The 23,194-nt window shown below is 56.9% G+C and carries 23 protein-coding genes and 2 pseudogenes; 13 read left to right on the top strand and 12 right to left on the bottom strand.

Annotated elements, in window-relative coordinates; translation table 11 throughout:
• Nucleotides 1-7: 7 nt before the first annotated feature.
• A complete protein-coding gene (locus MKZ35_RS19050) occupies nucleotides 8-838 on the bottom strand; it encodes an IS5 family transposase (protein ID WP_482511268.1) in 831 nt (276 codons plus the stop codon).
• A gap of 610 nt (nucleotides 839-1,448) precedes the next feature.
• Between MKZ35_RS19050 and MKZ35_RS19045 the strand changes: the two genes are divergently transcribed.
• From MKZ35_RS19045 to MKZ35_RS19030, 4 genes are all read left to right on the top strand, one after another.
• Nucleotides 1,449-1,886, top strand: a complete 438-nt coding sequence (locus tag MKZ35_RS19045) for a hypothetical protein (protein ID WP_482514829.1) — start codon at nucleotides 1,449-1,451, stop codon at nucleotides 1,884-1,886.
• Nucleotides 1,883-2,581, top strand: a complete 699-nt coding sequence (locus MKZ35_RS19040; protein ID WP_482514828.1) for an SCO family protein — start codon at nucleotides 1,883-1,885, stop codon at nucleotides 2,579-2,581. Before MKZ35_RS19045 ends, MKZ35_RS19040 begins: the two co-directional genes overlap by 4 nt.
• Nucleotides 2,578-3,003 carry a c-type cytochrome gene (locus tag MKZ35_RS19035; RefSeq protein WP_482514827.1) on the top strand — a complete coding sequence of 142 codons (426 nt, stop codon included), beginning with the start codon at nucleotides 2,578-2,580 and terminating at the stop codon, nucleotides 3,001-3,003. The genes MKZ35_RS19040 and MKZ35_RS19035 overlap by 4 nt, the downstream gene beginning before the upstream one ends.
• Nucleotides 3,004-3,375: 372 nt before the next feature.
• Entirely contained in the window at nucleotides 3,376-4,131 is a 756-nt protein-coding gene (locus MKZ35_RS19030; protein ID WP_482514826.1) for an enhanced serine sensitivity protein SseB C-terminal domain-containing protein, read from the top strand.
• 81 nt (nucleotides 4,132-4,212) lie between these two features.
• On the opposite strand, the gene MKZ35_RS19025 is transcribed toward MKZ35_RS19030, so the two are convergent.
• A complete protein-coding gene (locus tag MKZ35_RS19025) occupies nucleotides 4,213-4,668 on the bottom strand; it encodes a DUF2062 domain-containing protein (protein WP_482514825.1) in 456 nt (151 codons plus the stop codon).
• Nucleotides 4,669-4,884: 216 nt separating this feature from the next.
• Here MKZ35_RS19025 and MKZ35_RS19020 point away from each other — a divergent pair, with 216 nt between their 5' ends.
• Nucleotides 4,885-5,043: a hypothetical protein gene (locus tag MKZ35_RS19020; protein ID WP_482514824.1), complete on the top strand. Its 159-nt coding sequence runs from the start codon at nucleotides 4,885-4,887 to the stop codon at nucleotides 5,041-5,043.
• Nucleotides 5,044-5,057: 14 nt separating this feature from the next.
• Nucleotides 5,058-5,842: pseudogene (locus MKZ35_RS19015) on the top strand (YihY/virulence factor BrkB family protein).
• Nucleotides 5,843-5,857: 15 nt separating this feature from the next.
• Here MKZ35_RS19015 and MKZ35_RS19010 read toward each other — a convergent pair.
• The gene (locus MKZ35_RS19010) at nucleotides 5,858-6,265 is read right to left on the bottom strand and encodes an MFS transporter (RefSeq protein WP_482514823.1); all 408 of its coding nucleotides are present in this window, start codon (nucleotides 6,263-6,265) and stop codon (nucleotides 5,858-5,860) included.
• A gap of 77 nt (nucleotides 6,266-6,342) precedes the next feature.
• Between MKZ35_RS19010 and MKZ35_RS19005 the strand changes: the two are divergent.
• Nucleotides 6,343-7,355: pseudogene (locus MKZ35_RS19005) on the top strand (IS701 family transposase).
• 3 nt (nucleotides 7,356-7,358) lie between these two features.
• Here the strand turns inward: MKZ35_RS19005 and MKZ35_RS19000 are convergent.
• A complete protein-coding gene (locus MKZ35_RS19000; protein ID WP_482514822.1) occupies nucleotides 7,359-8,135 on the bottom strand; it encodes an MFS transporter in 777 nt (258 codons plus the stop codon).
• 205 nt (nucleotides 8,136-8,340) lie between these two features.
• Here MKZ35_RS19000 and MKZ35_RS18995 point away from each other — a divergent pair, with 205 nt between their 5' ends.
• From MKZ35_RS18995 to MKZ35_RS18980, 4 genes are all read left to right on the top strand, one after another.
• Nucleotides 8,341-9,723, top strand: coding sequence for a DEAD/DEAH box helicase (locus MKZ35_RS18995; protein WP_482514821.1), 1,383 nt, complete (start codon nucleotides 8,341-8,343; stop codon nucleotides 9,721-9,723).
• A 172-nt stretch (nucleotides 9,724-9,895) separates the two neighbouring features.
• Nucleotides 9,896-10,222 carry a low molecular weight protein tyrosine phosphatase family protein gene (locus tag MKZ35_RS18990; protein WP_482514820.1) on the top strand — a complete coding sequence of 109 codons (327 nt, stop codon included), beginning with the start codon at nucleotides 9,896-9,898 and terminating at the stop codon, nucleotides 10,220-10,222.
• Between the two features lie 57 nt (nucleotides 10,223-10,279).
• The gene (locus tag MKZ35_RS18985; RefSeq protein ID WP_482514819.1) at nucleotides 10,280-10,915 is read left to right on the top strand and encodes an NUDIX hydrolase; all 636 of its coding nucleotides are present in this window, start codon (nucleotides 10,280-10,282) and stop codon (nucleotides 10,913-10,915) included.
• A 148-nt stretch (nucleotides 10,916-11,063) separates the two neighbouring features.
• Complete coding sequence (locus MKZ35_RS18980) at nucleotides 11,064-12,005, top strand: zinc-dependent peptidase (RefSeq protein ID WP_482514818.1); 942 nt, start codon at nucleotides 11,064-11,066, stop codon at nucleotides 12,003-12,005.
• A 42-nt stretch (nucleotides 12,006-12,047) separates the two neighbouring features.
• Here MKZ35_RS18980 and MKZ35_RS18975 read toward each other — a convergent pair whose 3' ends face one another.
• The 5 genes from MKZ35_RS18975 to MKZ35_RS18955 form a co-directional block, all read right to left on the bottom strand.
• Nucleotides 12,048-12,569: a BLUF domain-containing protein gene (locus MKZ35_RS18975; protein WP_482514817.1), complete on the bottom strand. Its 522-nt coding sequence runs from the start codon at nucleotides 12,567-12,569 to the stop codon at nucleotides 12,048-12,050.
• Nucleotides 12,551-12,919, bottom strand: a complete 369-nt coding sequence (locus MKZ35_RS18970; protein ID WP_482514816.1) for a response regulator — start codon at nucleotides 12,917-12,919, stop codon at nucleotides 12,551-12,553. Before MKZ35_RS18970 ends, MKZ35_RS18975 begins: the two co-directional genes overlap by 19 nt.
• A gap of 251 nt (nucleotides 12,920-13,170) precedes the next feature.
• Nucleotides 13,171-14,643 carry a carotenoid oxygenase family protein gene (locus tag MKZ35_RS18965; RefSeq protein ID WP_482514815.1) on the bottom strand — a complete coding sequence of 491 codons (1,473 nt, stop codon included), beginning with the start codon at nucleotides 14,641-14,643 and terminating at the stop codon, nucleotides 13,171-13,173.
• A gap of 126 nt (nucleotides 14,644-14,769) precedes the next feature.
• A complete protein-coding gene (locus MKZ35_RS18960; protein WP_482514814.1) occupies nucleotides 14,770-15,177 on the bottom strand; it encodes a response regulator in 408 nt (135 codons plus the stop codon).
• Nucleotides 15,164-16,672 (bottom strand): sensor histidine kinase, encoded by a 1,509-nt coding sequence (locus MKZ35_RS18955; protein WP_482514813.1) that lies wholly within the window; start codon nucleotides 16,670-16,672, stop codon nucleotides 15,164-15,166. Before MKZ35_RS18955 ends, MKZ35_RS18960 begins: the two co-directional genes overlap by 14 nt.
• Nucleotides 16,673-17,279: 607 nt before the next feature.
• Between MKZ35_RS18955 and MKZ35_RS18950 the strand changes: the two genes are divergently transcribed.
• The gene (locus MKZ35_RS18950) at nucleotides 17,280-19,130 is read left to right on the top strand and encodes a M2 family metallopeptidase (RefSeq protein ID WP_482514812.1); all 1,851 of its coding nucleotides are present in this window, start codon (nucleotides 17,280-17,282) and stop codon (nucleotides 19,128-19,130) included.
• Nucleotides 19,131-19,359: 229 nt separating this feature from the next.
• On the opposite strand, the gene MKZ35_RS18945 is transcribed toward MKZ35_RS18950, so the two are convergent.
• From MKZ35_RS18945 to MKZ35_RS18935, 3 genes are all read right to left on the bottom strand, one after another.
• Nucleotides 19,360-20,388: an MFS transporter gene (locus MKZ35_RS18945; protein WP_482514811.1), complete on the bottom strand. Its 1,029-nt coding sequence runs from the start codon at nucleotides 20,386-20,388 to the stop codon at nucleotides 19,360-19,362.
• Nucleotides 20,389-20,948: 560 nt separating this feature from the next.
• Complete coding sequence (locus MKZ35_RS18940) at nucleotides 20,949-21,680, bottom strand: GAF domain-containing protein (protein WP_482514810.1); 732 nt, start codon at nucleotides 21,678-21,680, stop codon at nucleotides 20,949-20,951.
• A gap of 95 nt (nucleotides 21,681-21,775) precedes the next feature.
• The gene (locus MKZ35_RS18935; RefSeq protein WP_482514809.1) at nucleotides 21,776-22,495 is read right to left on the bottom strand and encodes a pirin family protein; all 720 of its coding nucleotides are present in this window, start codon (nucleotides 22,493-22,495) and stop codon (nucleotides 21,776-21,778) included.
• A 171-nt stretch (nucleotides 22,496-22,666) separates the two neighbouring features.
• Here MKZ35_RS18935 and MKZ35_RS18930 point away from each other — a divergent pair, with 171 nt between their 5' ends.
• Nucleotides 22,667-23,188: a peptide deformylase gene (locus MKZ35_RS18930; protein ID WP_482514808.1), complete on the top strand. Its 522-nt coding sequence runs from the start codon at nucleotides 22,667-22,669 to the stop codon at nucleotides 23,186-23,188.
• Nucleotides 23,189-23,194 lie beyond the last annotated feature (6 nt).

Below are 23,194 nucleotides of genomic sequence, written 5' to 3'. Positions count from 1 at the left end.
AAGCTGTTTAGAAAGTCGGTTTAGGGTTGATTTTTCGCAAAAACAGGACGATGAACGCCAACCAATGCCACGCCAGCCAGTTGCCGATGCTGGTTTCATAGCGTACGAGTAAGGTTTTGAAGCTATCGAGCCAGGCATTGGCGTGTTCCACCACGGCGCGCCGACGGTAGAGTTCGGGGTCAAAGAACGTGTCATCAGCCGTTTGCCAATCGGTGGCGCGGCGGTTGCGGGCGATGTTGGCTTCGATGTCACGGGCGGCACAAGCTTGGCGCAACTCGGTGGTATCGAAGGCGCTATCGGCGTTTAAAAACAGCCCAGCTACCGCAATGCCGGCCGCTTCGAGCAGTACGCACAACTCCTCAAACAAGACCGCCAAGCGGTAGCTGTCGTGGTGGTTGCCGGCTTGCGGGGTCGCACAAGCCAGGGGCTGGCCTTGATTGTCGGCCAGGAACAGGGCCGTGGTGGTGCGGGCCTTTTTGCGCCCCTGATAGCCCACGGCCGCCCCACCGTTTTTGGCCGGTGTATGGCTGCCGTCGAGTTGCACGCTGGAACAATCGAGCAGGTGTTTGTTGCGCCGTAACACGTTTAGCCACATTACTTTCCACGACCCATCTTTGCGCCACTTATTGAACCGGGCATATACGCCTTGCCAAGTCACAATGGCACCGGTGAAGAACTGTTTAACCGGCAAATAGCGCCACTGGCAGCCGGTTTTGAGTTTGTAGAGCAGCGCTTCAAGCAACTCGACCGGGTCCACCCGACTAGGGCGACCAATGGGAGACTGGGGCAGATGTGGCAGAATCCAGGTACGAATAATATCTTTGGGCAGGACTTCCATGAAGCAGGTGAGATGAGGTGGGTCGCACCCCAAATTTCGCCCGTATTGTGGGAGTCCTTTGCGTTTCTGTTGACCAACGACTACTTTCTAAACAGCTTCGATTGAAAGAGATAAACGAACGCGTACTAGAAACTAGAATTCACTTGCATTATCAGACGATACGCTAGGGCGCACTACGCCCCGGCACCTCAAAGAGGCTGGCTAAAACAAAGCGGAGCAATGGGGTGTGGGGTAAGCCCGAGCGCGAACAATAGGATTGCTGCTCATACCCGGCAAAAAAGACCATAGTATGTCCTTTTCAGCCGTGAGAGCAGAAAATAAACCTCAGAAGCAGCAATAGGGGCGGGTAGGCGAGGGAGCGGCAGTAAAGATAATCACCGGCCTACAGGTGAGAGCCTTTATAATATAGCTCGCTATATATAGCCGGGAGTTTAATAAGTAAAATTGTTTTTAAATATTATTTTTTTGTGATTAGCTACAAGGCTTCCGTACTCTGGCTGCGCCAAACCTCCTTGCCACCTAAATTCTCATCCGGGGAGAGTTTTTGCTGGTTGGCTTGTTAGCAAGGTAAATAGGCGCAGCGCAAGCATCCGTGCCGTACTTTTGCCCCGTGAAATTTCCTCATACTATCTCCTTTTGCTGCCTGCTGGGCGTTCTGCTTTTCTCCTCCTGCCTGTCGCTGCAAAGCGAGGAGCAGCAGGCCGAAGCCGCTGAGAAAGCCGTTATGGCCAAGCACGATGAGTTTATGGCCCAGATGGATCAGCTGTACACCCTGCGCCAGCAGCTTCAGCGCGCCACTCTTCCTGATACCACCGAAGCCGGAAGCCGGCGCCGCTCCCTGCTCCGGGCCGACGCGGCCATGATGGGTTGGATGCACCAGTACCGTCGTCCCGCCGACACGGTGGCTCATGAGCAAGTGATGGTCTATTTTGCCGCTCAGGAGCACAAAATCGATTCCGTGGGCCGCCTGATGCGGACCAGCATCGATTCGGCCCGGCTAGTGCTTGATGCTCAGGCTGGTAATTCGTCTAATCCTTCCTCCAAATGATGTTTTCCCTTTTAACCCGCGCCCGCCGGGCCGGCATACTAGTGGGCAGTGGCGCTCTGCTCCTGCTCACCGCCTGCCAGGGTCAACCCGATACCGCTGCTGTTGACCGCCTCCCTTATCTAGGTGAGCGTGAAGTAGTACCGCGTGCTGATGGCGGTCCGGCCGATACGCTCTATGCCACCATTCCCAGCTTCACGTTAACGAACCAGGACAGCGCCACTATCACCAACGACACCTTCAAAAATAAGGTGTACGTGGCCGATTTCTTCTTCGCAACCTGCCCGAGCATCTGCCCCAAAATGCAGAGCGAGATGCTGCGCGTGTACGAGAAGTTTAAGGATGATCCGCGGGTACTTTTCCTCTCTCACACCATCGACCCGGCGCACGATTCGGTAGCCGTGTTGCGCGATTATGCCCAACGCCTAGGCATTCAGGATGCTAGTCGCTGGCACTTCGCTACCGCTTCCCACGATACTATTTTCAGTCTGGCCCGCGCCTATTACGTGCCGGCCCAACAAGACTCGACCGTAGCCGGGGGCTTCGCGCACAGCGGAGCCTTCACGCTCGTTGACTCCAGGCGCCGTGTGCGGGGCCTATATGATGGTATGAACCCTGATGAAGTGGCTCGCCTCATCGAGGACTTGCCGGTGCTGCTGAAAGAGGAAGCCGAAACCTCCTCCCAGGCCGCGCTATGAGGTGGCGCGCGGCAGCTTGGTTGCGGCTGGGGGGCTTTTTGGCGGCCGGAACACTGGCCGCCGGCTGCTTCACGGAGCGTCAGAATGCCGGTGCACGCCTCTATGCTCAGCATTGCGCCCACTGCCACGGCGATGAAGGTCAAGGGCTACGCCGCCTCATCCCGCCCTTAGCTGGCGCCGACTACGTGGCCCAAAACCGTAACGGACTGGCCTGCCTCGTGCGCCGCGGAGTGAATGGGCCGATGGTCGTTAATGGCATTGCGTTCAACCAGGTGATGCCCGGCCACGAAGACCTGACCGATTCAGAAATCACTAACCTGCTGAACTTTGTGCAGTCGTCATGGGGTAATAAGGGTGAGCCGTACACGATTCGGGAGGTATCGCAGCAGCTTCAGGCCTGCGCCGGCAGCGACGGGCAGTAGCTTGAATTCAGGCGGCAGAATCACATAGTCACATCTTTCATTTTGCTGGCCTTGCGAAAGCTGAAACCGTCATAACTCGCTGATTTACAAGTTTCATACGCTGTATTCTACTCTCAAAGCAAAGAATTGCTCCTATTTTTTCGCGTTTATCCTCAGCTTTCCTCCTTAGCTTGCCATCTCAAATTACTTTAGAATTATGGGTCTGTTCGACTTTCTGAAATTCAATAAACAATCTGTTGAAACCCCAGCGCCAGCCGCCCCTACACCTGCCAGCGCAACGCCGGCTACTGGTCCGCGCTATAAAGGCGCCAATTTTACCTCGCCCGTAGCGCCTCCACCCCCGGCGCCCGTACTCCCGCCCCCGCCCCCCCAATGCCCGCGTTCGAGCCTGTCAACCGTCTCGAAGAGATGCTGTTGCATGCCGCCGCCGACCCTGATGCCCGCCCCGGTTTTTACCAGGCGTTGCTGCAGGAGGATGTCCTGGTGCTGACCCAGCCCAAGGAAGGCCAGCTAGGCGGCGAAATTCCTGTGACGGAAAATATGGAAGTGCAGCTGCAGGTATTGCACGATGGCAAAATTCCGGTTTTTACGTCTCCGGGGCGCATTAACGATAGCAGCGTCGTAAAGGAGGAAGTGCCTTACCTGCGTTTGTCGGGCTTCGATTTGTTTCAAATGGTTAAAGGCGCAGACTGTGCGCTGAATCCTTTTTCCAGCTTGGGCAAGCTATTGATGGCAAATGAGCTAGAAGACTTACTAGCTGGCAATCTGTTTGAAGCCCCGGCTCACCAGATCTCACCCGATACCCAGGTGCTCTTGGGCCAACCTGCTGAGTTTCCCTCAGCTCTGGTAGGATCGCTGAGCACGTATGCCGCCAATCAGCCGCTGATTCGGGCTATCTACCTGGCCCAAATGCAGCTCCCCGACAGCCCGGAGCCAGCTCGTTTGCTGCTAGGCTTCGAGGTGGAAGGTGATGATACTGCGTTTCTACAGGAAATAGGGGCCGTTATTCAGCACCACCTCGATGCCAGCCACCAGTTCGTTGATATTGTGCTTATTAGCCCCGAGTCGGAGGAGCCGCTGAGTCATTACTTCTATCAGAACGAGCCCATATATAAGCGCAGCGAGTAGCCGGAAAGGGTTACTTCGCCTTCTGGCGAGCTATGCGGTCAAATACTGGCCGCAACCCATAGAACAGGCTGGGCACCACTACTATGGAGCCCAATAGCCACAGTAAAAAGCCCCCAAGCTGGCGCGCCAGAGCAAACGAGCCGCTTCCATCCAGTCGGTGCTAAGCAAGTGCTGCAACTGCGTCAGGGTTAGCTCAGTATCTGTACCATCGCCCACGACGCGGGCTCCCAATTGGAGCAGCGGAATAAGCAGGAGCAGCTGTAAAGGGCTCATCAGGTGGCTGATGAGTAGCAAGGCCGCTACATTCAGCCGCAGGCGTACAGCCGCATATGTGCTAAGCAGCGTCGTTATGCCTAAAACTGGAATTAGGCCGAACGCTACCCCCAAGGCCACCGTGAGGGCCAATTGCGTAGGTGAAAGTCCTTGCTGCAATAAACTAAGCAAGGGCGTGAGTACCCGACGGCGTAGCCAATTGGCACGGGCCGGCGTGGGGGATGTAGCGGGAGGTGATGCCTGCGGAATTATTTGTTCACTCATACATCACGGCAACTTATTATGAAAGACCTGAGTAGCTATGCTCATTTACTTGAAAAGAAGCCCGTGAAGGATGCTTTGTGCATTCTTTCCGCTTATTTTATTTTCAAAGCCGGAGCCAGTGCGGGCGAATTCTTTACCCATTTGAACCGCTAGCATTCTCGATGGGCGCCGCAGAGAGCGTATATAGTGTGGCCGCAAACTGACTAGATGAGGCGCATGACAAAAGTACGCGAGCCGGGTCAGCCCCGGCGCAAAGTCTGGACCGATTTTTTTGTCCTGCTCCGGCGTGCCGCCCGCGAGTTGGGCGCCAACGACCCTTTGCGTTTGGGCGCGGCTACGGCTTTTTTACCACGTTTGCTCTCCCACCTATCCTGATTATCCTCATTCAGGTGCTGGGGGCCATTTATTCGGCCTCCACGGTGCGCGGCATGCTGCTGCACAAGTTATCGGAACTGCTTGGGCTCCCGGCGGCGGGTCTGGTGGAGCAGATTCTGCAAAACGTGGGCAATATTGAGCGCAGCCGCCTGATGACGTGGCTGGGGTCGGCCTTTTTGGTTTTTATAGCCACTACCCTATTTGTGGTTATTCAGCACTCCCTCAACCAGCTCTGGAAAGTGCGACCCCAACGTAATGAAGATCAGTTTCACAAGGTGCTGCACGAGCGGGTTCGTTCTTTGGGCGTGCTGCTGGCCACTGCTTTGCTTACGCTGCTGGCCTTTCTGACGGATGCCGTGCTGGCTTTCTTGGCCGACTACACCCGCGACTTCGACGCCACGTTTGGCTATTACCTATTTCAGGGGTTGAGTATGGTAACTTCCCTACTGATCTTGTCCAGCTGGTTTGCGGTCACATTTCGCAACCTGAGCAGCGCCCACGTTCCGTGGCGAGCGGTGTTTCGGGGGCATTATTGACGGCCGTCTGCATCAACATTGGCAAAATTCTGCTGGGCTATTTGTTGGTGCCCCACAACTTAGGTCCCATCTATGGGCCCGCATCCAGTATTGTGCTCGTGCTGCTATTTGTGTTTTACTCGGCGATGATTTTCTACTTCGGCGCCTGCTTTACAAAGGTGTATGCTCACTACGTCGGCATGGATATCAAGCCCAAAAAGTCGGCGGTGCGCTACCACTTAGTCGATATCAGCGAAGACGGCGTGAAAAATATAAAGGGATAAAAAAGCCCCCCAGACCTAGCTACGGCCATAAAAACGGTTAATCAGAAAGGCCGTCACTACAAAAAGCAAGCCTATAGTGCACACGCCCGGCCACTGCCAATGCGCCCACGCAAACCCACCAGCCAACGACCCTAGCGACCCGCCAACAAAAGAGCTGGTCATGTACACCGTATTCAGGCGACTACGCGCCTCGGGTATCAGAGAGAAAATACGCGACTGATTGGAGATGTGCGTTACCTGCTGGCCCACGTCCAGGATGATAACGCCTATAATCAGCCCCACCAGATACACGCCGCTTACGCCCAGCAGCAAATAGGCCCCCAGCGCCAGCAGAATGCCCATACTCAAGGCGTAGTCGGAGCCGCACTTATCGGCTAGCTTGCCTGCTAAGGGCGCCGCCAGTGCTCCACAGGCGCCAATCACGCCGAAAAAGCCTACTACGTCGCTTTTATAATTAGGACTTACGCACTTAGTAGTAACTTGAGAAAAAGCCTGGCTTTATGGTGACGCAAGCGACTTACATCGAGTACCTGCTTAGTACGCCCCGCAATTATACGTGTACGCACTTGGCCGAGCACCTGTCGCAGGTGAGCCACGATCAAGTGAACCGATTTCTGCGCCGCAGCTCGTTTTCGCCCACGCAGTTGCGCGAGTTGGTCTTGCCCTTGCTCCACGACTCGCCGGAGGCCTTTTTGCTGGTCGATGATAGCGTGCAGGACAAGCGCTACAGTCGCTTCATTGAAGTAGCCAAACGCCAGTATTCGGGCAACGAACATGGCCTGGTCACCGGCATCTGCCTGGTTAACCTGGTCCACAGCAGCGGACAGGCCGGGGATTTTCTGCCCCTGGACTACCGCGTCTATGCCCCGGAGCTGGATGGCCTGACCAAAAACGAGCATTTCCAGGCCATGTTCGCCCACGTCGTGGCGGAAAATAAAATTCAGGCCCGCACGCTCCTGTTCGATGCCTGGTACAGCGGCAGCGACAACCTGAAGCTGATTCAGCGGGCCGGTTGGACGTTTTTCACGACCCTGAAAAGCAACCGGTTAGTGAGTGCCAGCAAAGAGGGGGCTACCAGTCCCTGGCCGACGTAGCCCCGCCGCCGGGTGGGTGGAGCACCGGCTTGGAAGTACGCTTGCAGAAGGTGCCGTTTGCGGTGCGCTTGTTCCGGCTGGTCGCCCCAAACGGCGACATTGAATGGGTCGTGACCAACAACTTCGCCTTTACGCTTACCCAACCGCTGGTCGAGGCCACCACCCGCACCCGCTGGCAGGTGGAAGAGTTTCACCGCAGCTTCAAGCAGCTGACCGGGGCCGAGAAATGCCAGTGCCGCCGTGCCCAGGCCCAGCGCAACCATCTGGCCTGCTGCTACCTGGCGTGGGTGTCCCTGCGCGAGTTTGCCCGATCAACGGCCCAAACGATTTATCAGGCCCACCAGCACCAATGGGCTCCCTACTTGAGCCAGCTGCTCGCCAAGCCCCTCATTCCTGCCCTGCTCCCCGCAAGTGCGTAAGTCCTAATAATAATAAGGTGCACCCTCCAGGAAAAACACCAGCGTAGTCCAGAAAACGGTTAGTCCGCCAAACATGCATGACCCCACCAGTGAGGAGCGGCGTAGCGTGGGCAGATCGCGGGTCAGCGTCAACAAAGACTTCATGAGGCTGCCGTAGGTGCCGTTGAAAGATGGCTGGTTGCGGAGCAGGCGCAGCGCCAGAACAGCTACCAGTACCAGCATCAGCAGGGCACCGCCACCAAACATGGTGCGCCAACCAAAATGCGCCCCCACGTAGCCGCTCAGCGTGCGCGAGAGCAGAATACCAATGAGCAAACCACTCATCACTTTGCCTACCACTTTGCCCCGCTCGGCGTCGGTGGCCAGGGAGGCGGCCATGGGTACCAGCAGCTGCGGCACGGCTGAAAAAATGCCAATCAGGAGGCTGGCGGCCACCAGCACCGCGAAGGACGGTGCCAAGGCAGCGCCCGCCAAACAAGCCGCCGCGCACAGCAGCAGCAGCAAAATCAGTCCTTTACGCTCTACTTTATCACCGAGCGGCACGGCAAACAGCAAGCCCAGCGTGTAGCCCACCTGCGTGATGGTCGCCACCAGGCTCACCCGGCTATCCGACACCTGAAAGGTGCGGCCAATCTCGACCAGCAGTGGCTGGTTGTAATAAATATTCGCCACCACCAGGCCGCAGGTAATGGCCATCAGCCACACGAGCCCGCTCGTGAGCGGGGCCTGTGTTGGGGTAAGTAATGAGGTGGGGTGTTGGGTTCTGTTCTGAGTAATCACAACTTCGTTCTTCTCACTACGCGGGTAAGTTCAGCGGCACCGGGCCTGCTCAACTGACCTTTAAAGTGGCTGGGGGGCTTTTTTGTTAGCAGGATACGTGCCTGCTAGTGCAAAGGTACGGAGCGCAGGTACGAGGTGCCCCAGAAAAGGGTTGCGGCTGCTGCCCGCGGGCTGCCTACCTTTGTGGTATCCTTTTGTGCTTTCTATGACTTCTTTTTCCGACCTCGGCCTCGCGCCCCCGCTGCTCCAAGCCCTCGAAGAGCTGAATTTTACCGCTCCAACGCCCGTGCAGACGGAAGTAATTCCGATGGCCCTGGCTGGTCAGGACGTAGCGGGTCAAGCGCCCACGGGCTCGGGCAAGACGGCGGCCTACGGCCTCTCTGTGCTTCAGCACATTGATGTAACCCAAGACACCATGCAAATCTTGGTGCTGGTGCCCGCCCGCGAGCTGGCCCTGCAGGTGCGCGATGCCCTCAAAAAACTAGGCAAATACCTCCCTAACCTGCGCGTGACGGCCTTTTACGGCGGCCACGCTATGCGCGAGGAAACGGCATCGTTGAAGCAAACGCCCCACGTAGTCGTAGCCACGCCGGGCCGCTTGCTCGACCATTTGGAGCGACGCACCATCATTCCTAACCAGCTTAAAACCCTGATTCTGGATGAAGCCGATAAGCTGTTGGAGCTGGGTTTTCAGGATGAGCTGGTTGAAATCATTAAGCGCCTGCCCCGCCGCCGCCAGACCATGCTGTTTTCGGCCACGATGTCGGATAAGGTCTTGAACCTGATTCGGGCTAACCTGACCCGGCCGCGCGTGGTGAATGCCGGCCAGGACACGGATGAGCTGCCCGAAAACCTGACCTTGCTGGGCCAGGTAGGTCCCATTGAGAAAAAGCCCGCTGCCCTACTCCACTTGCTCCATCAGCCCGAAACCGGCCGCGCCCTCATTTTCTGCAATACCCGCGACCGGTGTGTGGAGCTGGCCCGTTTCCTGGTTGGCCGGGGCGTAGCCGCCGAAGTATTACACGGTAAAATGCCCCAGCCCGAGCGCGACAAAGCCCTCATGAAGCTGCGCAACGGCTCGGCTCAGGCGCTGGTAGCCACCGACGTAGCCGCCCGCGGCCTCGACGTTACCGCCCTCGACACCGTCATCCAGTACGACGCGCCCGACAAAGCCGACTCTTTCCAGCACCGCGCCGGTCGTACGGCCCGCGCCGGTGCCCTAGGTACGGCCCACATTCTGGCCACGCCCCACGAGCAAAACCACGTGCAGAAGTGGCCCGTGGCCGAAAAGATTCAGTGGAAAACCATGCACGCGCCGGCTTTGCCCCCCGCCGCGCCCAAAGCGCCACGTCCCGAAAACGTGACCCTCCACGTTTCGGCGGGCCGCAAGGACAAGGTCAGTGCCCACGACTTGGTGGGTACATTTGTGGCCCACGGCGGCCTGGAGCGCGAGTCTGTGGGGCACATCGAAGTATTCGACCACTATAGCTACGTGGCCGTGCCGCGCCAGCATGCTCAGGATGTGGTTCAGCGCGTAACGGGTGCCAAAATCAAAGGCCGCAAGATTCGGGTGTCGGTGGTGATGTAGCGCTCGGCTATAGCTTGGGGAATCGTAGCGCGAAGCTTCCGCTTCGCGTAACGTTGTTTAGTTGAACAACGGTGCTAAAAAGCCCCCGACGCGAGTTATCTAACCATACGCGAAGCAGAAGCTTCGCGCTACTCGCAACGTTTCTTCAAACGGAAATCTGGGGTTGGGTAGTATGAAAATTCTCTTCATCTGTAGCCAAAACCGGTGGCGCAGCCTCACGGCCGAACGCCTGTTCGACGACCACCCGCGCTACGAGGCCCGCTCGGCTGGCACCGAGCCGGGCGCTAGAGTGCGCGTTACGGCTGGGCATCTGGGTTGGGCCGATATTATTTTCGTGATGGAGCGCCGCCATACCGAGCGTTTACGTGCGAAATTTGCCCCCCAGCTCGCCGGCAAGCCCCTCATCTGCCTACGCATCCCCGACCAGTACCAATTTCAGGATCCGGTGCTTCAGGAGTTGCTGCGGGAACGGCTGCAACCTTTCTTGCCGGAGCTTTAGAGGGCCTTTTCTAAAGGCAATCCATAGTTAAATTAGAGCTAGACAAAACTCCATCCAATGACTACTATCGACTGGCTGACTGTTGCTCAACGCTTGCAGGCGCTGGCGCAGGCAGGCTTAGCGTATGCGCCCAATGCTTATGACGCCGAGCGCTACCAGGAGGTACACGCGCTTAGCCTCCAGCTGATGGCCAGCTTGGCAGACGAGCCAGTTCCAAAGCTTACTGCTATATTCGCCAACGAAGCAGGCTATCCTACTCCCAAAGTAGACGTGCGGGCGGTACTATTTCGCGGCTCCGAGGAAATCCTGATGGTGCGGGAAAAGATTGACGAAAACCGCTGGACGCTGCCCGGCGGCTGGGCTGATGTGGGCTACACGCCCTTTGAAGTGGCCGTAAAGGAAGCATGGGAAGAAACAGGACTTGAAACCCGGGCGGTACGCCTGCTGGCCCTGCTCGACAAGAAACAGCACCCGCACCCACCGCAGCCCTGGTACGTATACAAAGCGTTCGTTCTCTGTGATATAGTAGGCGGCAGCCTGCAAGCCGACACACCCGAAACGACGGGCGTACGTTGGGTCCACCGCGCAGAACTACACCACTTAAACTTATCTACCGACCGCGTAACACTGTCCCAACTTGAGCAGATGCTGGACTTCGCCCAAAACCCCGATTTACCAACCCTCTGCGATTAACGAGTAGCTATCCGATAAGCAGTGAAAACGTGGTTCGCTTTGCTCCTTCTTATGGAAGTTTAACTTAAGCAGCAAGAAAAAAGCCCCCCAGCTTAGCTACTAAAGACGCTAATGCGTACACGAGGCCTGTTTCTTTGCTTAAAACCTCATGAGCTACGCTATTTTTCTGGCCATCATTGGTGGTTTGATCTTTATATTCTACCGCTACATCACCCGCGATTCGCGCGTGCGGACGGAGGCGTTGGCCGAAGAATTCCCGATAGAGTGGCGCCGCATTCTGATGGAACGGGTGGCTTTCTATCTGTCACTGACCAAGAATGAAAAACAGCGTTTTGAGAAATCGGTGCAGGTTTTTCTGGCCCAAACGCTCATCACCGGCGTTCAGACCGAGGTAGATGATACGACAAGGGTACTGGTGGCCGCATCGGCTATCATTCCTGTTTTTGGCTTTCCCGACTGGGAATACGGAAATCTGAGCGAGGTGCTTATTGTGCCCGATGCCTGGCGGGAAGCCCGCGACCCAAACAAGGAAATAACGCCGCTGCAAGGCCAGCTACTCGGCAGCGTGCGAAACTTCCAAACGTCTCATTACATGCACCTTTCCAAGTCGTCGTTGGAGCAGGGCTTTAAGGATTCGCTGGACAAGCAAAACGTGGGCATCCATGAGTTTGCCCACCTACTTGATCAGGCCGACGGTGTGATAGATGGCGTACCCTCAATGGCTTTGCCCCCCGAGCTGCTTCAGCCCTGGGCCGAGGTAATGCAGCGCGAAATCGAAGCCATTCGCGACGGCAAATCCGACATTAACTCCTACGCTGGCACTAATGAAGCCGAGTTTTTCGCGGTTGTAACTGAGTATTTCTTCGAGAAGCCGGAAAAGCTCCAGGAAAATCACCCCGAGCTGTATCAACTTCTTACTCGCGCCCTGCGTCAAAACCCCAAGAAGCGGTTTTTGCGTTTTACCGTCGATCCGCGCGAATGGCTGAAAACCGTGCGTGGTCGGCGCAAGTTTGGCCGCAACGACCCCTGCCCTTGCGGCAGCGGTAAGAAGTACAAGGACTGCCATTTGCTGCAAGAGCAGGCTGCGTAAAGTCTGTAACGGAGGCCACACTGAAATTCACGCGCCGCTTACCTAGTACGACAACTCACTGTCGGCTACGAAGCTCGCCAGCAACATGTGCAGACTAGGGTCGGCCTGGGCTGGCTCCTGAGTCAGGCAAGCTTGTTCATCTGGGTTGATATAACCGAGCAGGCAAAGAAAATCGGTGGGTTTAATCGCCCGAAAACCCATCGACCACTGGTCGAACAGACGCTGACTTGCCGGACCGTCGGCCAGCGTCACGACCCCGGTGTGGCGGGGGTCACGGGCAATGCGGGTGAAGACCGCACGCACGTTGGCTTTGCAACCTTCCAGGAGCTGCATAATATTGCCTTGGCTATAGAACAATACGCCCGTCAGGCCGTTGGCGGCATTATAGGCCCGGGATTGGGTGAGCAGGCGCGCCAGTTCGGCTTCTCCCAGCGGAGCCGTGGCCCTGCTCTGGTAAACTAAATAGTGCAGGGAAGTGCCAGAAGGAATAGTAGGCGCAACCGAAAGAGGTCCACTGGCGGCGCGGCGCAAGTACAGCATCTGCATCACGCCGCTGACGTCCAACGGCTTAGCAAAATACCCCCTACGTTTGGGTAGCGCGCGGCCTTGGCGCGGTCTTCGGGATTAATGGAAGAAGTCAGGACCAATACGCAGACGGGTTGGGTCAGCGGCAGGCAACCGAGCGCGTCCAGAAACTCCCAGCCGTCCATCAGGGGCATATTCAAGTCCAGCAGAATCAGGTCCGGCACGTCGCCGCCCTCGTCCAGCGCCGCCGTGAGCTGATCCAGGGCCCGTTGCCCGTTGCCGTACAGCTGTACCTGCCCGGCGCGCTGGGTTTTTTCCAACAGTATTTTCGTGATAGCAGCAGTAATTGGGTTGTCCTCAATTACATACGTTAGTTTAAATTGACTCATAGTACTGAATTACACGCCCCAATGGGCAGGGTATAGATGCTGTATAGAAGAAATGTTTATAGTAGTAAGCAACAAAAAAGTGTGTTGCGAAGGTTACGCCAACCGGGAGTGTTTATTGAGTTCAGCGGCTTTGGACTGCTAAATAGCGTGCCGAAAATAGCTGCGAGTATACTTTCGCTTGTATGGAGAATGTGATTTATTAAATGAGAAAGGCGCCTTGTCCACTCTATTCCAGCACGTTCATATCAGCTTCAGGTTGGTAACCACAACCCATGAAACCCTAGGGGGATGTTATCGGGCAGCCGCAGGCGGGCCAGCGTGCGCAGGTCGGCCGCGTCGGCTACCACTAGCTCCGTGGTGCAGGAAGCAGCGACAAACCGCAGGTATAGCAGGTAGCCGTCATCTTCCGGGCTGCTGGGGTCGCCCGTCGGGGCCGGACGGGGCACGACTACGGGCTCGCTGCACAGGGTACCGGGCAGGTAAGCGTGGCGGGCAGCCCCGGTTCGCCAATCCAGCTTGATCAGGTGATCCAGCAGCGGCAACGGATGCCCTGGCGGCCGGCCGATGGCCCAGGTATACCGGTAGGGCCGCCCCTCCCAGCCAGGGTTCACCACGGGCAACTCGCCCTCGTGCTTCGCCAGCGCCTGCCGGGTGACGGTGCCATTGACCAAATCCACGCGAAAGCGCACGAAGCGCGCCAGGGGCTGGTCATCGGGGACGCGACCAGTCAGGTACTCTTTCAGGGCGGCGGGGCTGGGGTAATCGGCCAGCAGCAGCGCGTCGGCGACCAGCGTACCGTCGGTGTCCTGGTAGCCGTTCACGAAGTGAAACACAAAGCCGAACTCCGTGGGCAGGCGGTGGACTTTACCCGTAGGGTCTACTACTACCACTTGCGTGGCTTGGGTGCGGTCCACGCGCAGAGAAGCCGCCGGCGAGGCCAGGCCCGAAAACGCCCGCAGCACATCGAAAGCTACTGGCGTCAGCAGAAAAATCTGGTGTCCACTGTTGGTCAGCAGGAAATCGTGGGCGAAGGTGGCGGCGGGCATGGGCACCACCTGCGCGATTCGGGCCTGCCCCGTCGGGCTCACTTCGTACAGCACCAGGCGGTGGCGGCTTCCGGCTACCGTCCCGAAGTTGTGCAGCACGCCCGTTTCGGGGTGTACTTTAGGGTGAGCGGAGAAAGGCAGCTCGGGCGAGATGCGCCGGTCGAGCCAAGAGAAGGGGTTACGCAGCACGCCCTCGTAGTCGAATCGCCCCTGACTGGCCAGCGTGTCGGGGTCGAGGCGGTGAGGCAGGCCGCCTTCCCAGAGAGCCAATAAATGCCCCCCATGCTGCACCAGACTAGTATTCGCCGTGTTTTTGAAAGCCGTGCGCAGGAAGTTGGTCCGCAGGCCGCCGGGCAGGTTGGTGCCGAAGCTGCGGTAGAGCATCCGACCCGCTTTTTCTTCCGCTACGTACTCGGCCGTGCGCACGTGGCGGTTGCGGTAGCGCACCTGCTGCCCATCGAACTGAAAGCGCGCCACCATGCCGTCGCCGTCAAACAGGTGCTCGTAGCGGACGCCGTGGTGCTCGAAGCGCCCGTTGCCGTTGCGTAGCAGCGTGCCCACCAGGTCGGGCGGCAGCGCGCCCTCGACCAGTTCCAGGGGCGCGTCGTCGTATTCGGCGGCACCACAGCGGTTGGCCGCGAGGTAGTCGCCCAGGGTTGGGTGGTAGCGGACGGACATGCGGGTGGGCCACCGGGAAGCCAGGGAAAATTCCGGCCTGGGGGGCATTTTTTTAAACGGAATGAGGAAAGACAACGGGACGGATGACACCGCCGCTATTTGCGACGAACAACCCCTCTGGCGGCCTCAGTCGGTAGCTTCCTCGAATAGCTGCTGCATTTGCGTCACGTTGCCTTTTTCCAGTGGCTTAGAAAAGTAGCCCCGCACTTCCTTGTAGTGCTTGGCCTTGGCAATATCGTGGGGGTGAATGGAGGAAGTCAGAATAAACACGCACACGCCGGTAGCCAGCGGCAGGTCGGTAAAAGCCGCCAGGAACTCCCAGCCGTCCATCAGGGGCATATTCAAGTCCAGCAGAATCAGGTCCGGCACGTCGCCGCCCTCGTCCAGCACCGTCAGGAGCTGATCCAGGGCCCGCTGCCCATTGGCATACTTCTGCACTTGATTACAGTGTAGCTGCTTTTTGACGACTAGCTCCGTGATAGTGGACGTTATTGGGTTGTCCTCCACCACATAGACCAGCTTAGGCGTTCTCATTGAAGGACACTTTAAACGTGGAACCAACCCCTACTTCGCTCTCCACCGTGATGCTACCCTGCATGGCCTCAATCTGGTTTTTGGTGATAAAAAGGCCCACCCCGCGCGCGTCCTCGTTGTCGTGAAACGTTTTGTACATGCCAAACAGCTTCGCCCGGTTTTTTACCAGGTTGATGCCCAGCCCATTGTCTTGCACGGCCAGCACGACAAACCCCGGCTCCCGGTGCGCTTGCAGCCGAATGACCGCCGGCCGCTGGGGCGACCGGTATTTCACGGCGTTGCTGATAAGGTTAAGCAGAATACTATCCAGGTAGGCGGGCACGATGGTCACGGCAATATCAGCTGGTACCTGCACCTCTACCGCTATCTTGTGCTGACGGATCAGTACGCTCAAAGATTCTAAGGTTTTATCGATTTCTGCCTTCAGCTGCCGGGATTCCTTGGGCTTGTTCACGTTGCCGTTGACCGTGACGATGTCGCTCAGGTTGACGATGGTGTCGGCTAGCTGCTCGGTGCTGGTGTGCAGCATCTGCAAAAACAGGCTGCTTTGCTCGGCATCCTCGGCTTCGGCTAGCATCCGCACCAGGGAAGTGAGATTGGCCGAGTGGGACCGGATGTTGTGGGAAATGATGTAGGCGAAGTTTTGCAGCCGGATGTTCTGCTCGCTGGTCACGTCGAGCAGGTGCTGAGACTTGTGTAGATTCTCCATCAGGAGCGTGATGTCGTAGCCCACGCACAGGATTTCTACCACCTCGCCCTGCGGCCCGCGAATCCCCTTGAACTCCCAGTGGTTCGACTTCACCGTGTTGTCCACGTAAGGCTTGCGCAAAATTACCTGGTGGGGTACTTCGGGCTCGGTAAAGCACTGCATCACCACCGCCAGGCACTTGGGCCGGTCTTCCTCAACAATGCTGGCTAAGGACGAAGTGCCAAGGATGGCGTTGTCGTAGCCGAAGCGCTCGTAGAAGAAATCGTTGACGTACGTGTAGTTGCCCTGCGGATCGGTTTTGACGATATAAACCGACTGATTGCTCAGAATCTGGCCATAATGGGTAGCTACCTCTTGGGAGTAGGCTCCGGCCAGCTTTTCCTTCGTGATGTTGCGTAGCGCCCACACCAGCCGGGTAGGGCGGCCGGCGGCGTCGCGCAGTACTAGGCCCTGAGTCCGCATCCACACCGTGGAGCCATCTCGGTGCAGGTAGCGCATCACGTGGTCGGAGGGCTGAGCCGCGTCCTGAGTGCAGGTTTCCGTGTAGTGCTGGTCAGCTGCCAGCTCGTCGGGGTGCAGGGCGTCCCGGCGGCTGGTGGGCGCCTCGTCGGGCGCGTAGCCCAGGGTTTGCCAGAATTTAGCGTTTACCCACTCGCTCGCGGGCGTTTGCAGATCCTGGTACCAGAGGCCATCGAGCGTTTGATTCTGCAAAAAGTCAGTGATGGTCGCATCAGCCCGCGACCGTGCGTGAAATTCAGTTTCTAATTGCGAATACTCTTGTGTCATAAGTTGCAAGTGATAATGAGGCGGTTTATGCGGGATGATGAGTAGTTAGAAAAGACTCCAAAACGGGATGCCACCAAGTAGTATTTTAGCAAGTTACTGTTTAACTCAAGGGATACTGATGACTTTCTAGTTAAGCTTCATAAAAACAGTTAATAAAGTGGAAACACACTTAAATCGCTGATTTTAGGGCTTGCTACAGTTAATTCGTAAGAGCAGAAAATGTTTTAATAAATTATACTTTATACTGATGATGATTATAGTCAGCGGCATCTAAAAAATTGATTAACACGAAGCAGAATGCCCTGAATACCAGCTTTCCTAGGGTTTTAAAAATCTAAGAAGTGAAAGTGGTGAGGTTAACGTATTCTACTTATCCGTCAACCAATTTCTTGTCTACTTTCAGGAAATGAAGCATTTTCCAGTAAACTGGCTTCGCGCAGCTCACTGCTTTAGCGCCGACAACGCCTTGTGGCTCTCTGTGTCTGCTCGTAGCAACTCGTCCCAACCTATCTTAAGTGCGCGCAGACCTTTCTGCGATTTGCTTTTCCGGGCAGCGACGCAGAAGTGGACGCGCAGGTAATCCAACTGAAATTTTAGCTTTGTCTTAATGAAAAAATCTTTCCTGCCCCTGCTGACGGTCGCCGTGCTGACGGCCTGCGCTCCCACGGCCAAAATGCCCCCCACGGCCGGCACTGCCACCAAAACGCCTGCGCCAACCCAGCCGTCAGCACCCGACTGGCGTGCCCAGGCCGATGCTTTCCTGCAACAGTACGCCACCCAATACCAGCGCCTGTATACGCAGTCGCAGGAGGCAGAGTGGCGCTCGAATACCCACATTGTGGCCGGCGACACCACGAATGCGGCGGCCACCGCCCGCGCCAATCAGGCGATGGCCGCTTTCACCGGTAGTACTGAAAACATTGCCCGACTGCGAGAGCTATTAGAGCACAAGACGGAACTTAGTGAGCTGCAAACCAAGCAATTGCAGGCCGCTCTCTACAACGCCGCCAACTCGCCCCAGACCATTGCCGACGTAGTTACGCGCCGTATTAAAGCCGAGACGGCGCAGGTCGAAAAGCTGTATGGCTTCGATTACAAATATCAGGGTAAGTCGGTGACGACCAATGATATTGATGAAGTGCTGCGCAAGGAGAAAAACCCCGCCAAGCGCCAAGCCGCTTGGGAAGCCAGCAAAGCCATTGGTCCGACGCTAAAGGAAGGGTTACTCAACCTGCGCGGCCTGCGCAATGAGACGGTGAAGGCCCTCGGCTACCCCGATTATTTCACCTACCAGGCCTCCGATTACGGTCTTACGCGGGAGGAGATGATGCAGCTGGTACGGCAGATCAACACGGAGCTGCGGCCGCTTTACCGCGAGCTGCACACCTACGCCCGCTACGAATTGGCTAAAAAATATGGGCAGAAGCAGGTGCCCGATTACCTGCCTGCTCACTGGCTGCCCAACCGTTGGGGCCAGGACTGGAGCGCCATGGTAGACGTGAAAGGCCTGAACCTCGACGCGGTGTTAGCCAAAAAAGGCGCTGAGTGGCAGGTAAAGCAAGCGGAGCGCTTCTACCAGAGCTTAGGTTTCGCCGCTTTGCCCCCCAGCTTCTACGAAAAGAGCAGCCTGTACCCATTGCCCGCCGGCGCCAACTATAAGAAGAACAACCACGCCTCGGCCTGGCACCTGGACCTGGAAAATGATGTGCGCAGCCTGATGAGCGTGGAGCCCAACACGGAGTGGTACGAAACCACCCACCACGAGCTAGGCCACATCTACTACTTCATGAGCTACACCAACCCCGAGGTGCCGGTACTGCTGCGCAGCGGGGCCAACCGCGCCTACCACGAGGCCATGGGCAGCCTCATGGGTTTGGCGGCTACGCAAAAGCCTTTCCTGGTAGGTCTGGACCTAGTGCCCGCTTCAGCAAAGACGGACCAGACGCAAACCTTGCTCAAAGAGGCACTTAACTACGTGACTTTTTTGCCGTTTGCCTCGGGGGTGATGAGCGAGTGGGAAAACAGTTTCTACGCCGAGAATTTGCCCCCCGACCAGCTCAACGCGAAGTGGTGGGAGCTGGTAAAAAAGTATCAGGGCATTACGCCGCCCACCGCGCGCGGTGAAAACTTTCTGGACCCGGCCACCAAAACCCACATTAACGACGACCCGGCGCAGTACTACGACTACGCCCTTAGCTACGTCATTCTCTTCCAGCTTCACGACCACATCGCCAAGAAAATTCTGAAGCAGGACCCGCACGCCACCAACTACTACGGCAGCAAGGAAGTGGGCACTTTTCTGGCCGACATCATGCGGCCTGGTGCCAGCAAAGACTGGCGCACCGTGCTGAAAGAAAAGACCGGCGAAGACTTATCCGCCCGCGCCATGGTCGATTATTTTCAGCCGCTGATGGCCTATCTGAAGGAGCAGAACAAAGGGCGCAAGTACACCATGTAGCGTCCACTTGATCAGCGTAAGGAAGCGAGGAGTCTGGGTGAGGTGGCAAAAAGCCCCCCAGGCTCCTCGCTTTGCTTTAAACCAAGTTAGGCTTCATAAAACCTAAAGCAACATCCATAATATCAGGCGTATAAAAACTAAATCCAACCGGTCTGAGTAGCGGTAATATGTCAATCAACACTTCACTGTAAGAGTCAGTAGCTGCTGAAGATGCATGCTTCTGGCTTCACTACTCAGTCTGCCCCCGTAGGCGTACAATGGATAAATAACCGGCGACACCCAGCGCTACGATTGCCGTGACACCGAACGTAAGGGCCGGCCCGCGCCACTGCCAGAGCAGCCCAGCGCTGGCGCTGGCAACCAGGGCAGCCAGGCTGCTAAGACCGGAGAAAGTACCCAGGGCGGCACCGGCATCAGCTTTAAGGCAGAGGTTGCTTACCCAGACTTTACCCACACCTTCCGTGGCAGCGGCATACACACCATAAAGGCCAAACATAGTGGCGAAGGCCCAGGTAGTGTGCGCTACCGCTACGCCGCCGTACACCACGGCAAAGAGCAGGAGCCCGGCTACCAGCAGCCGGCGCGGCCCCAGCTTATCGGCGAGGTGGCCGAGGGGCCAGGCGCTAAGCACGTACACCGCGTTGTACCAGATGTAAAGGCCCACCACCGTGGCATCGGACAGGCCGCGCTGTCGGGCCAGCAACAGCAGAAAGGCATCGGAGCTATTGAATAAGGCGAAAAGTACCAGTGCGCCTACAACCTGCCGGTACGCGGGCGGAGCAGCCCGCCAGTAGCTGAACGAGGCCCAAAATGGTTGAACCGGACGGTTTGAGGGTGTAGTTCGCCGCTCTTTAAGCAGAAAGGCAATGCCAATGGCCAGCAGACCAGGCAGGAACGCAATCAGGAATAGAGGCCGAAACTCGCCGGGCCGGGCGGCTAGCCAAACCAGAGCCACAGCAGGACCGAAAACGGCCCCCAGCGTATCCATAGACCGATGAAAGCCGAAAACCTTGCCTTTATTTTCCGGCGTGGTTTCATCGGATAAGAGGGCGTCGCGGGCCCCGGTGCGCAGGCCTTTGCCCAGCCGGTCGATGGTGCGGGCGAGCAGAACCCAGATGGGAGTGGCCAATATTGCCAGCATGGGTTTGGAGAAGGCGCTGAGTCCGTAGCCCCATTGCACGAAAGGCACCCGCCGCCCCAGCCGGTCAGACCACTGCCCAAAATATCCTTTACTGAGCCCTGCGGTGGCTTCGGCCACCCTTCGAGCAACCCAATGTAGAACACCGAAAAGCCGATGGATTGCAGATAAAGCGGCATAATCGGGTACAGCATCTCGCTGGCCAGATCGGTGAAGAGGCTGATAAGCGAGAGCAGCCAGACGGCGCGGGTGATATAAGAAAAGCGGCCCATTCGCGCGAGGTTTTAGCGCCAAATGGGCCACAAAATGCCCCCCATGAGGGCAGAAAGCAAGCAACCAAAGGCTGATCCCTCAAATATAAACCAGATTCAACCCCGACCGATGAAAGTCTGGCAAAACCCACCAGAAGCCACGGATCGGCCGCTTTGCCTACGTTAGAGCAGTTCTCAGAATGGTGCAGCACTTCTACCGCTGCCGCGTTATCCTGCTGGGGGCCTTTTATAAAGTTGTTGACCCGATAAGAATCGGCCATTCCATTGAGATACCCTGGCTACTTATAATGCCTGGGCACGAAAAAGCCGGCTTTGCTGACCGGCTCCGTCCAAAATTGTAAGGTCTGTGGTAGCGGTCACCCTCATTGGAGTAGCAGCAAAGGTATTTTAGCCAAAGCTGTTATTCCTTCATGCCGCCTCTTCTGTAAGCGCGGGCGCTTTTGCCAAGCGGCGCTTGAGCACTTTTGCCAGCCCATCCAGACGTCGCGCAATTAACTGAGCCACCTCCTCGTCCTCGAAGTTGATACGCTGGTTGCGCGAAGTCAGGTAGCGGGCCAGGGCCGAGTTCTCGTCCAGCGTATCGGCCAGCTCGGCTTGGGCCTTCTCCCATTTGCCCGGCTGCAGGGCACTCAGATAGCGGGCCCGCAGCTCAATAGTCTGGCTGACTAAGCCAGCCAGCCGGGCTAACACCGCCGCCTCTACATTTAAAATCTCCCGAAACTCGCGGCCAATAACGGCCAGCATTCCCACACGCACGCCGCCGGGCATTTGCAGGGCGGCACCCGCGTAAAACTTCAGGCCAATGGCTTGAGCCACATCGGGCTTGATGAGGGTGCAGCTTTCGGGCTTATAATCCGACGTAATGACTGGCTCATCCTGCAGAATGGCCGCTGAGCACATGCTTTCCTGACGCGGCAGGCCCGGAATGCCTTCCGCGCCGTTTACCGATTTAAACCACACATACTCGTCATCAACCAGCGAAATAAGGGCGATAGGCGTACCAAAGAGCTGCGCCGCCCAAGCCGTATAGTCGTCGAAAATGGCCTCGGGGGTCGTATTAACGATCTGATACTGATGCAGGGTCCGCAGGCGCGTGGCGTCGTCGGCCGGAATCAGGGATTGGGGAAAAGGTTTATTCATGCAAATGGATAGAGCGGAAAAATAACCGGACGTTGGGCGGAAGCGCTCAGCGTCGAAGCCCTGCGCTTACAACACCCCAGCGTCCGGCAGGTTCCCTAATAGTTAGCCTCGTTGGCCGGCAAGTCGATGAGAATAAACTGCGCATCTTTCTCACCCCGAATTTCAACTACGTGCTCATCTACCAAACGGGCCTGGTCGCTGGGACCAATCTCGGAGCCGTTGACATAGATAGTGCCCTGACGCACATAAATAAAGGTATTGCGAATGGGAAACGTTTTGAACGTGATGGTTTTTTCGGCGTCTAGATTAGCCCAATAAACAGTCGAGTTGGAGTTTATGTACACCACATCCTCCAGTACTTTCTGCCCCGACACCAGCGGAATCAGCTCATTCTTGCTAGCCAGAAAATCAATATCCTTCTGCTCATAGCTCGGACTTAAGCCTTTCTGATTGGGGATAAACCAGAGCTGATAAATGCGCAGCTCTTCATCTGTCTCGTTGCGTTCCCCGTGGGCCATGCCCGTGCCGGCCGTCATGCGCTGCACTTCGCCCTTTTTTATCACGGCGCGGTTGCCCATGGTATCCTCGTGGGCTACCTCACCGTCGAGCACCAGGGTCACAATTTCCATGTCGGAATGTGGGTGCTGCGGAAAGCCAGACTTAGGCGCGATGGTATCGTCGTTGAACACGCGCAAAGGGCCAAACTGCATGTTATCCTTTTCGTGGTAATCAGCGAAAGAAAACAGGAAGTAGCTGCTAAGCCACTGCACAGGTGCGGCATGATGGCGTTCGGTGGCAGGAATATACTTGAGCATAGGGGCTGGTTGGGTTGATGGCCAATACTTTCGCATACGCGAGGCAGCACAGGTAAGTTAGCTCTATGGCCCCAGGCCTACCGCTGGGGGGCGTTTTGTCAATGAAATGCCCCCCAGCGGCGGGTAAAAGCCAGTAATCAATAAAAGTCAACTTATGCTTTCCTTAGGGGCATGAAAACCATAGCCGATATAGTGCTGCTGGGCGACTCCCGCCTCTACGAGCAGTGCGCGCCAGTACTGGAAGAAGAGTTGCCGCTAGTAGCAGATTGGGTGGCTGACCTGCACGCGGTAATGGCCGATATCAGAGCCACTTACCACTTTGGCCGCGGCATTGCTGCCCCGCAGATTGGGGTGATGAAGCGCCTGGTGTACCTGCACCTCGACGGACAGCCTCACGTACTCCTCAATCCTGAGCTGGTAGACTTGAGCACGGCCACCTTCGAGCTGTGGGATGACTGCATGAGCTTCCCCAATCTGCTGGTGCAAGTGCGCCGCCATCAGCAGGTCACGGTGCGCTATCTCGATGAGCACTGGCAGCCCCAAATCTGGACCGTGCAGGATGGTATCTCCGAGCTGCTTCAGCACGAATGCGACCACCTCGACGGCATCCTTTGTACCATGCGAGCCCTCGACCCGCTGTCATTTCGCTGGCGCCCTACTCCTGCTCTTGGGAATTGGACCATAGATGAATAGTACCGA

The sequence above is a fragment of the Hymenobacter sp. R533113 genome, from assembly GCF_056835965.1.
Note: the sequence above shows the minus strand (reverse complement) of the source record. Positions and strands in the feature narration are given on the sequence as shown.

Bases quoted from the DNA above. Each gene is read 5' to 3' on its own strand.
- MKZ35_RS18970 (WP_482514816.1), bottom strand. From the start codon at position 12,919: ATGAGTCAATTTAAACTAACGTATGTAATTGAGGACAACCCAATTACT.
- MKZ35_RS18960 (WP_482514814.1), bottom strand. From the start codon at position 15,177: ATGAGAACGCCTAAGCTGGTCTATGTGGTGGAGGACAACCCAATAACG.
- MKZ35_RS18950 (WP_482514812.1), top strand. From the start codon at position 17,280: ATGAAAAAATCTTTCCTGCCCCTGCTGACGGTCGCCGTGCTGACGGCC.
- MKZ35_RS18990 (WP_482514820.1), top strand. From the start codon at position 9,896: ATGAAAATTCTCTTCATCTGTAGCCAAAACCGGTGGCGCAGCCTCACG.
- MKZ35_RS18985 (WP_482514819.1), top strand. From the start codon at position 10,280: ATGACTACTATCGACTGGCTGACTGTTGCTCAACGCTTGCAGGCGCTG.
- MKZ35_RS18980 (WP_482514818.1), top strand. From the start codon at position 11,064: ATGAGCTACGCTATTTTTCTGGCCATCATTGGTGGTTTGATCTTTATA.
- MKZ35_RS18995 (WP_482514821.1), top strand. From the start codon at position 8,341: ATGACTTCTTTTTCCGACCTCGGCCTCGCGCCCCCGCTGCTCCAAGCC.
- MKZ35_RS18930 (WP_482514808.1), top strand. From the start codon at position 22,667: ATGAAAACCATAGCCGATATAGTGCTGCTGGGCGACTCCCGCCTCTAC.
- MKZ35_RS19040 (WP_482514828.1), top strand. From the start codon at position 1,883: ATGATGTTTTCCCTTTTAACCCGCGCCCGCCGGGCCGGCATACTAGTG.
- MKZ35_RS18965 (WP_482514815.1), bottom strand. From the start codon at position 14,643: ATGTCCGTCCGCTACCACCCAACCCTGGGCGACTACCTCGCGGCCAAC.
- MKZ35_RS18935 (WP_482514809.1), bottom strand. From the start codon at position 22,495: ATGCTCAAGTATATTCCTGCCACCGAACGCCATCATGCCGCACCTGTG.
- MKZ35_RS19020 (WP_482514824.1), top strand. From the start codon at position 4,885: ATGACAAAAGTACGCGAGCCGGGTCAGCCCCGGCGCAAAGTCTGGACC.
- MKZ35_RS19030 (WP_482514826.1), top strand. From the start codon at position 3,376: ATGCCCGCGTTCGAGCCTGTCAACCGTCTCGAAGAGATGCTGTTGCAT.
- MKZ35_RS19050 (WP_482511268.1), bottom strand. From the start codon at position 838: ATGGAAGTCCTGCCCAAAGATATTATTCGTACCTGGATTCTGCCACAT.
- MKZ35_RS18955 (WP_482514813.1), bottom strand. From the start codon at position 16,672: ATGACACAAGAGTATTCGCAATTAGAAACTGAATTTCACGCACGGTCG.
- MKZ35_RS19025 (WP_482514825.1), bottom strand. From the start codon at position 4,668: ATGAGTGAACAAATAATTCCGCAGGCATCACCTCCCGCTACATCCCCC.
- MKZ35_RS19035 (WP_482514827.1), top strand. From the start codon at position 2,578: ATGAGGTGGCGCGCGGCAGCTTGGTTGCGGCTGGGGGGCTTTTTGGCG.
- MKZ35_RS18940 (WP_482514810.1), bottom strand. From the start codon at position 21,680: ATGAATAAACCTTTTCCCCAATCCCTGATTCCGGCCGACGACGCCACG.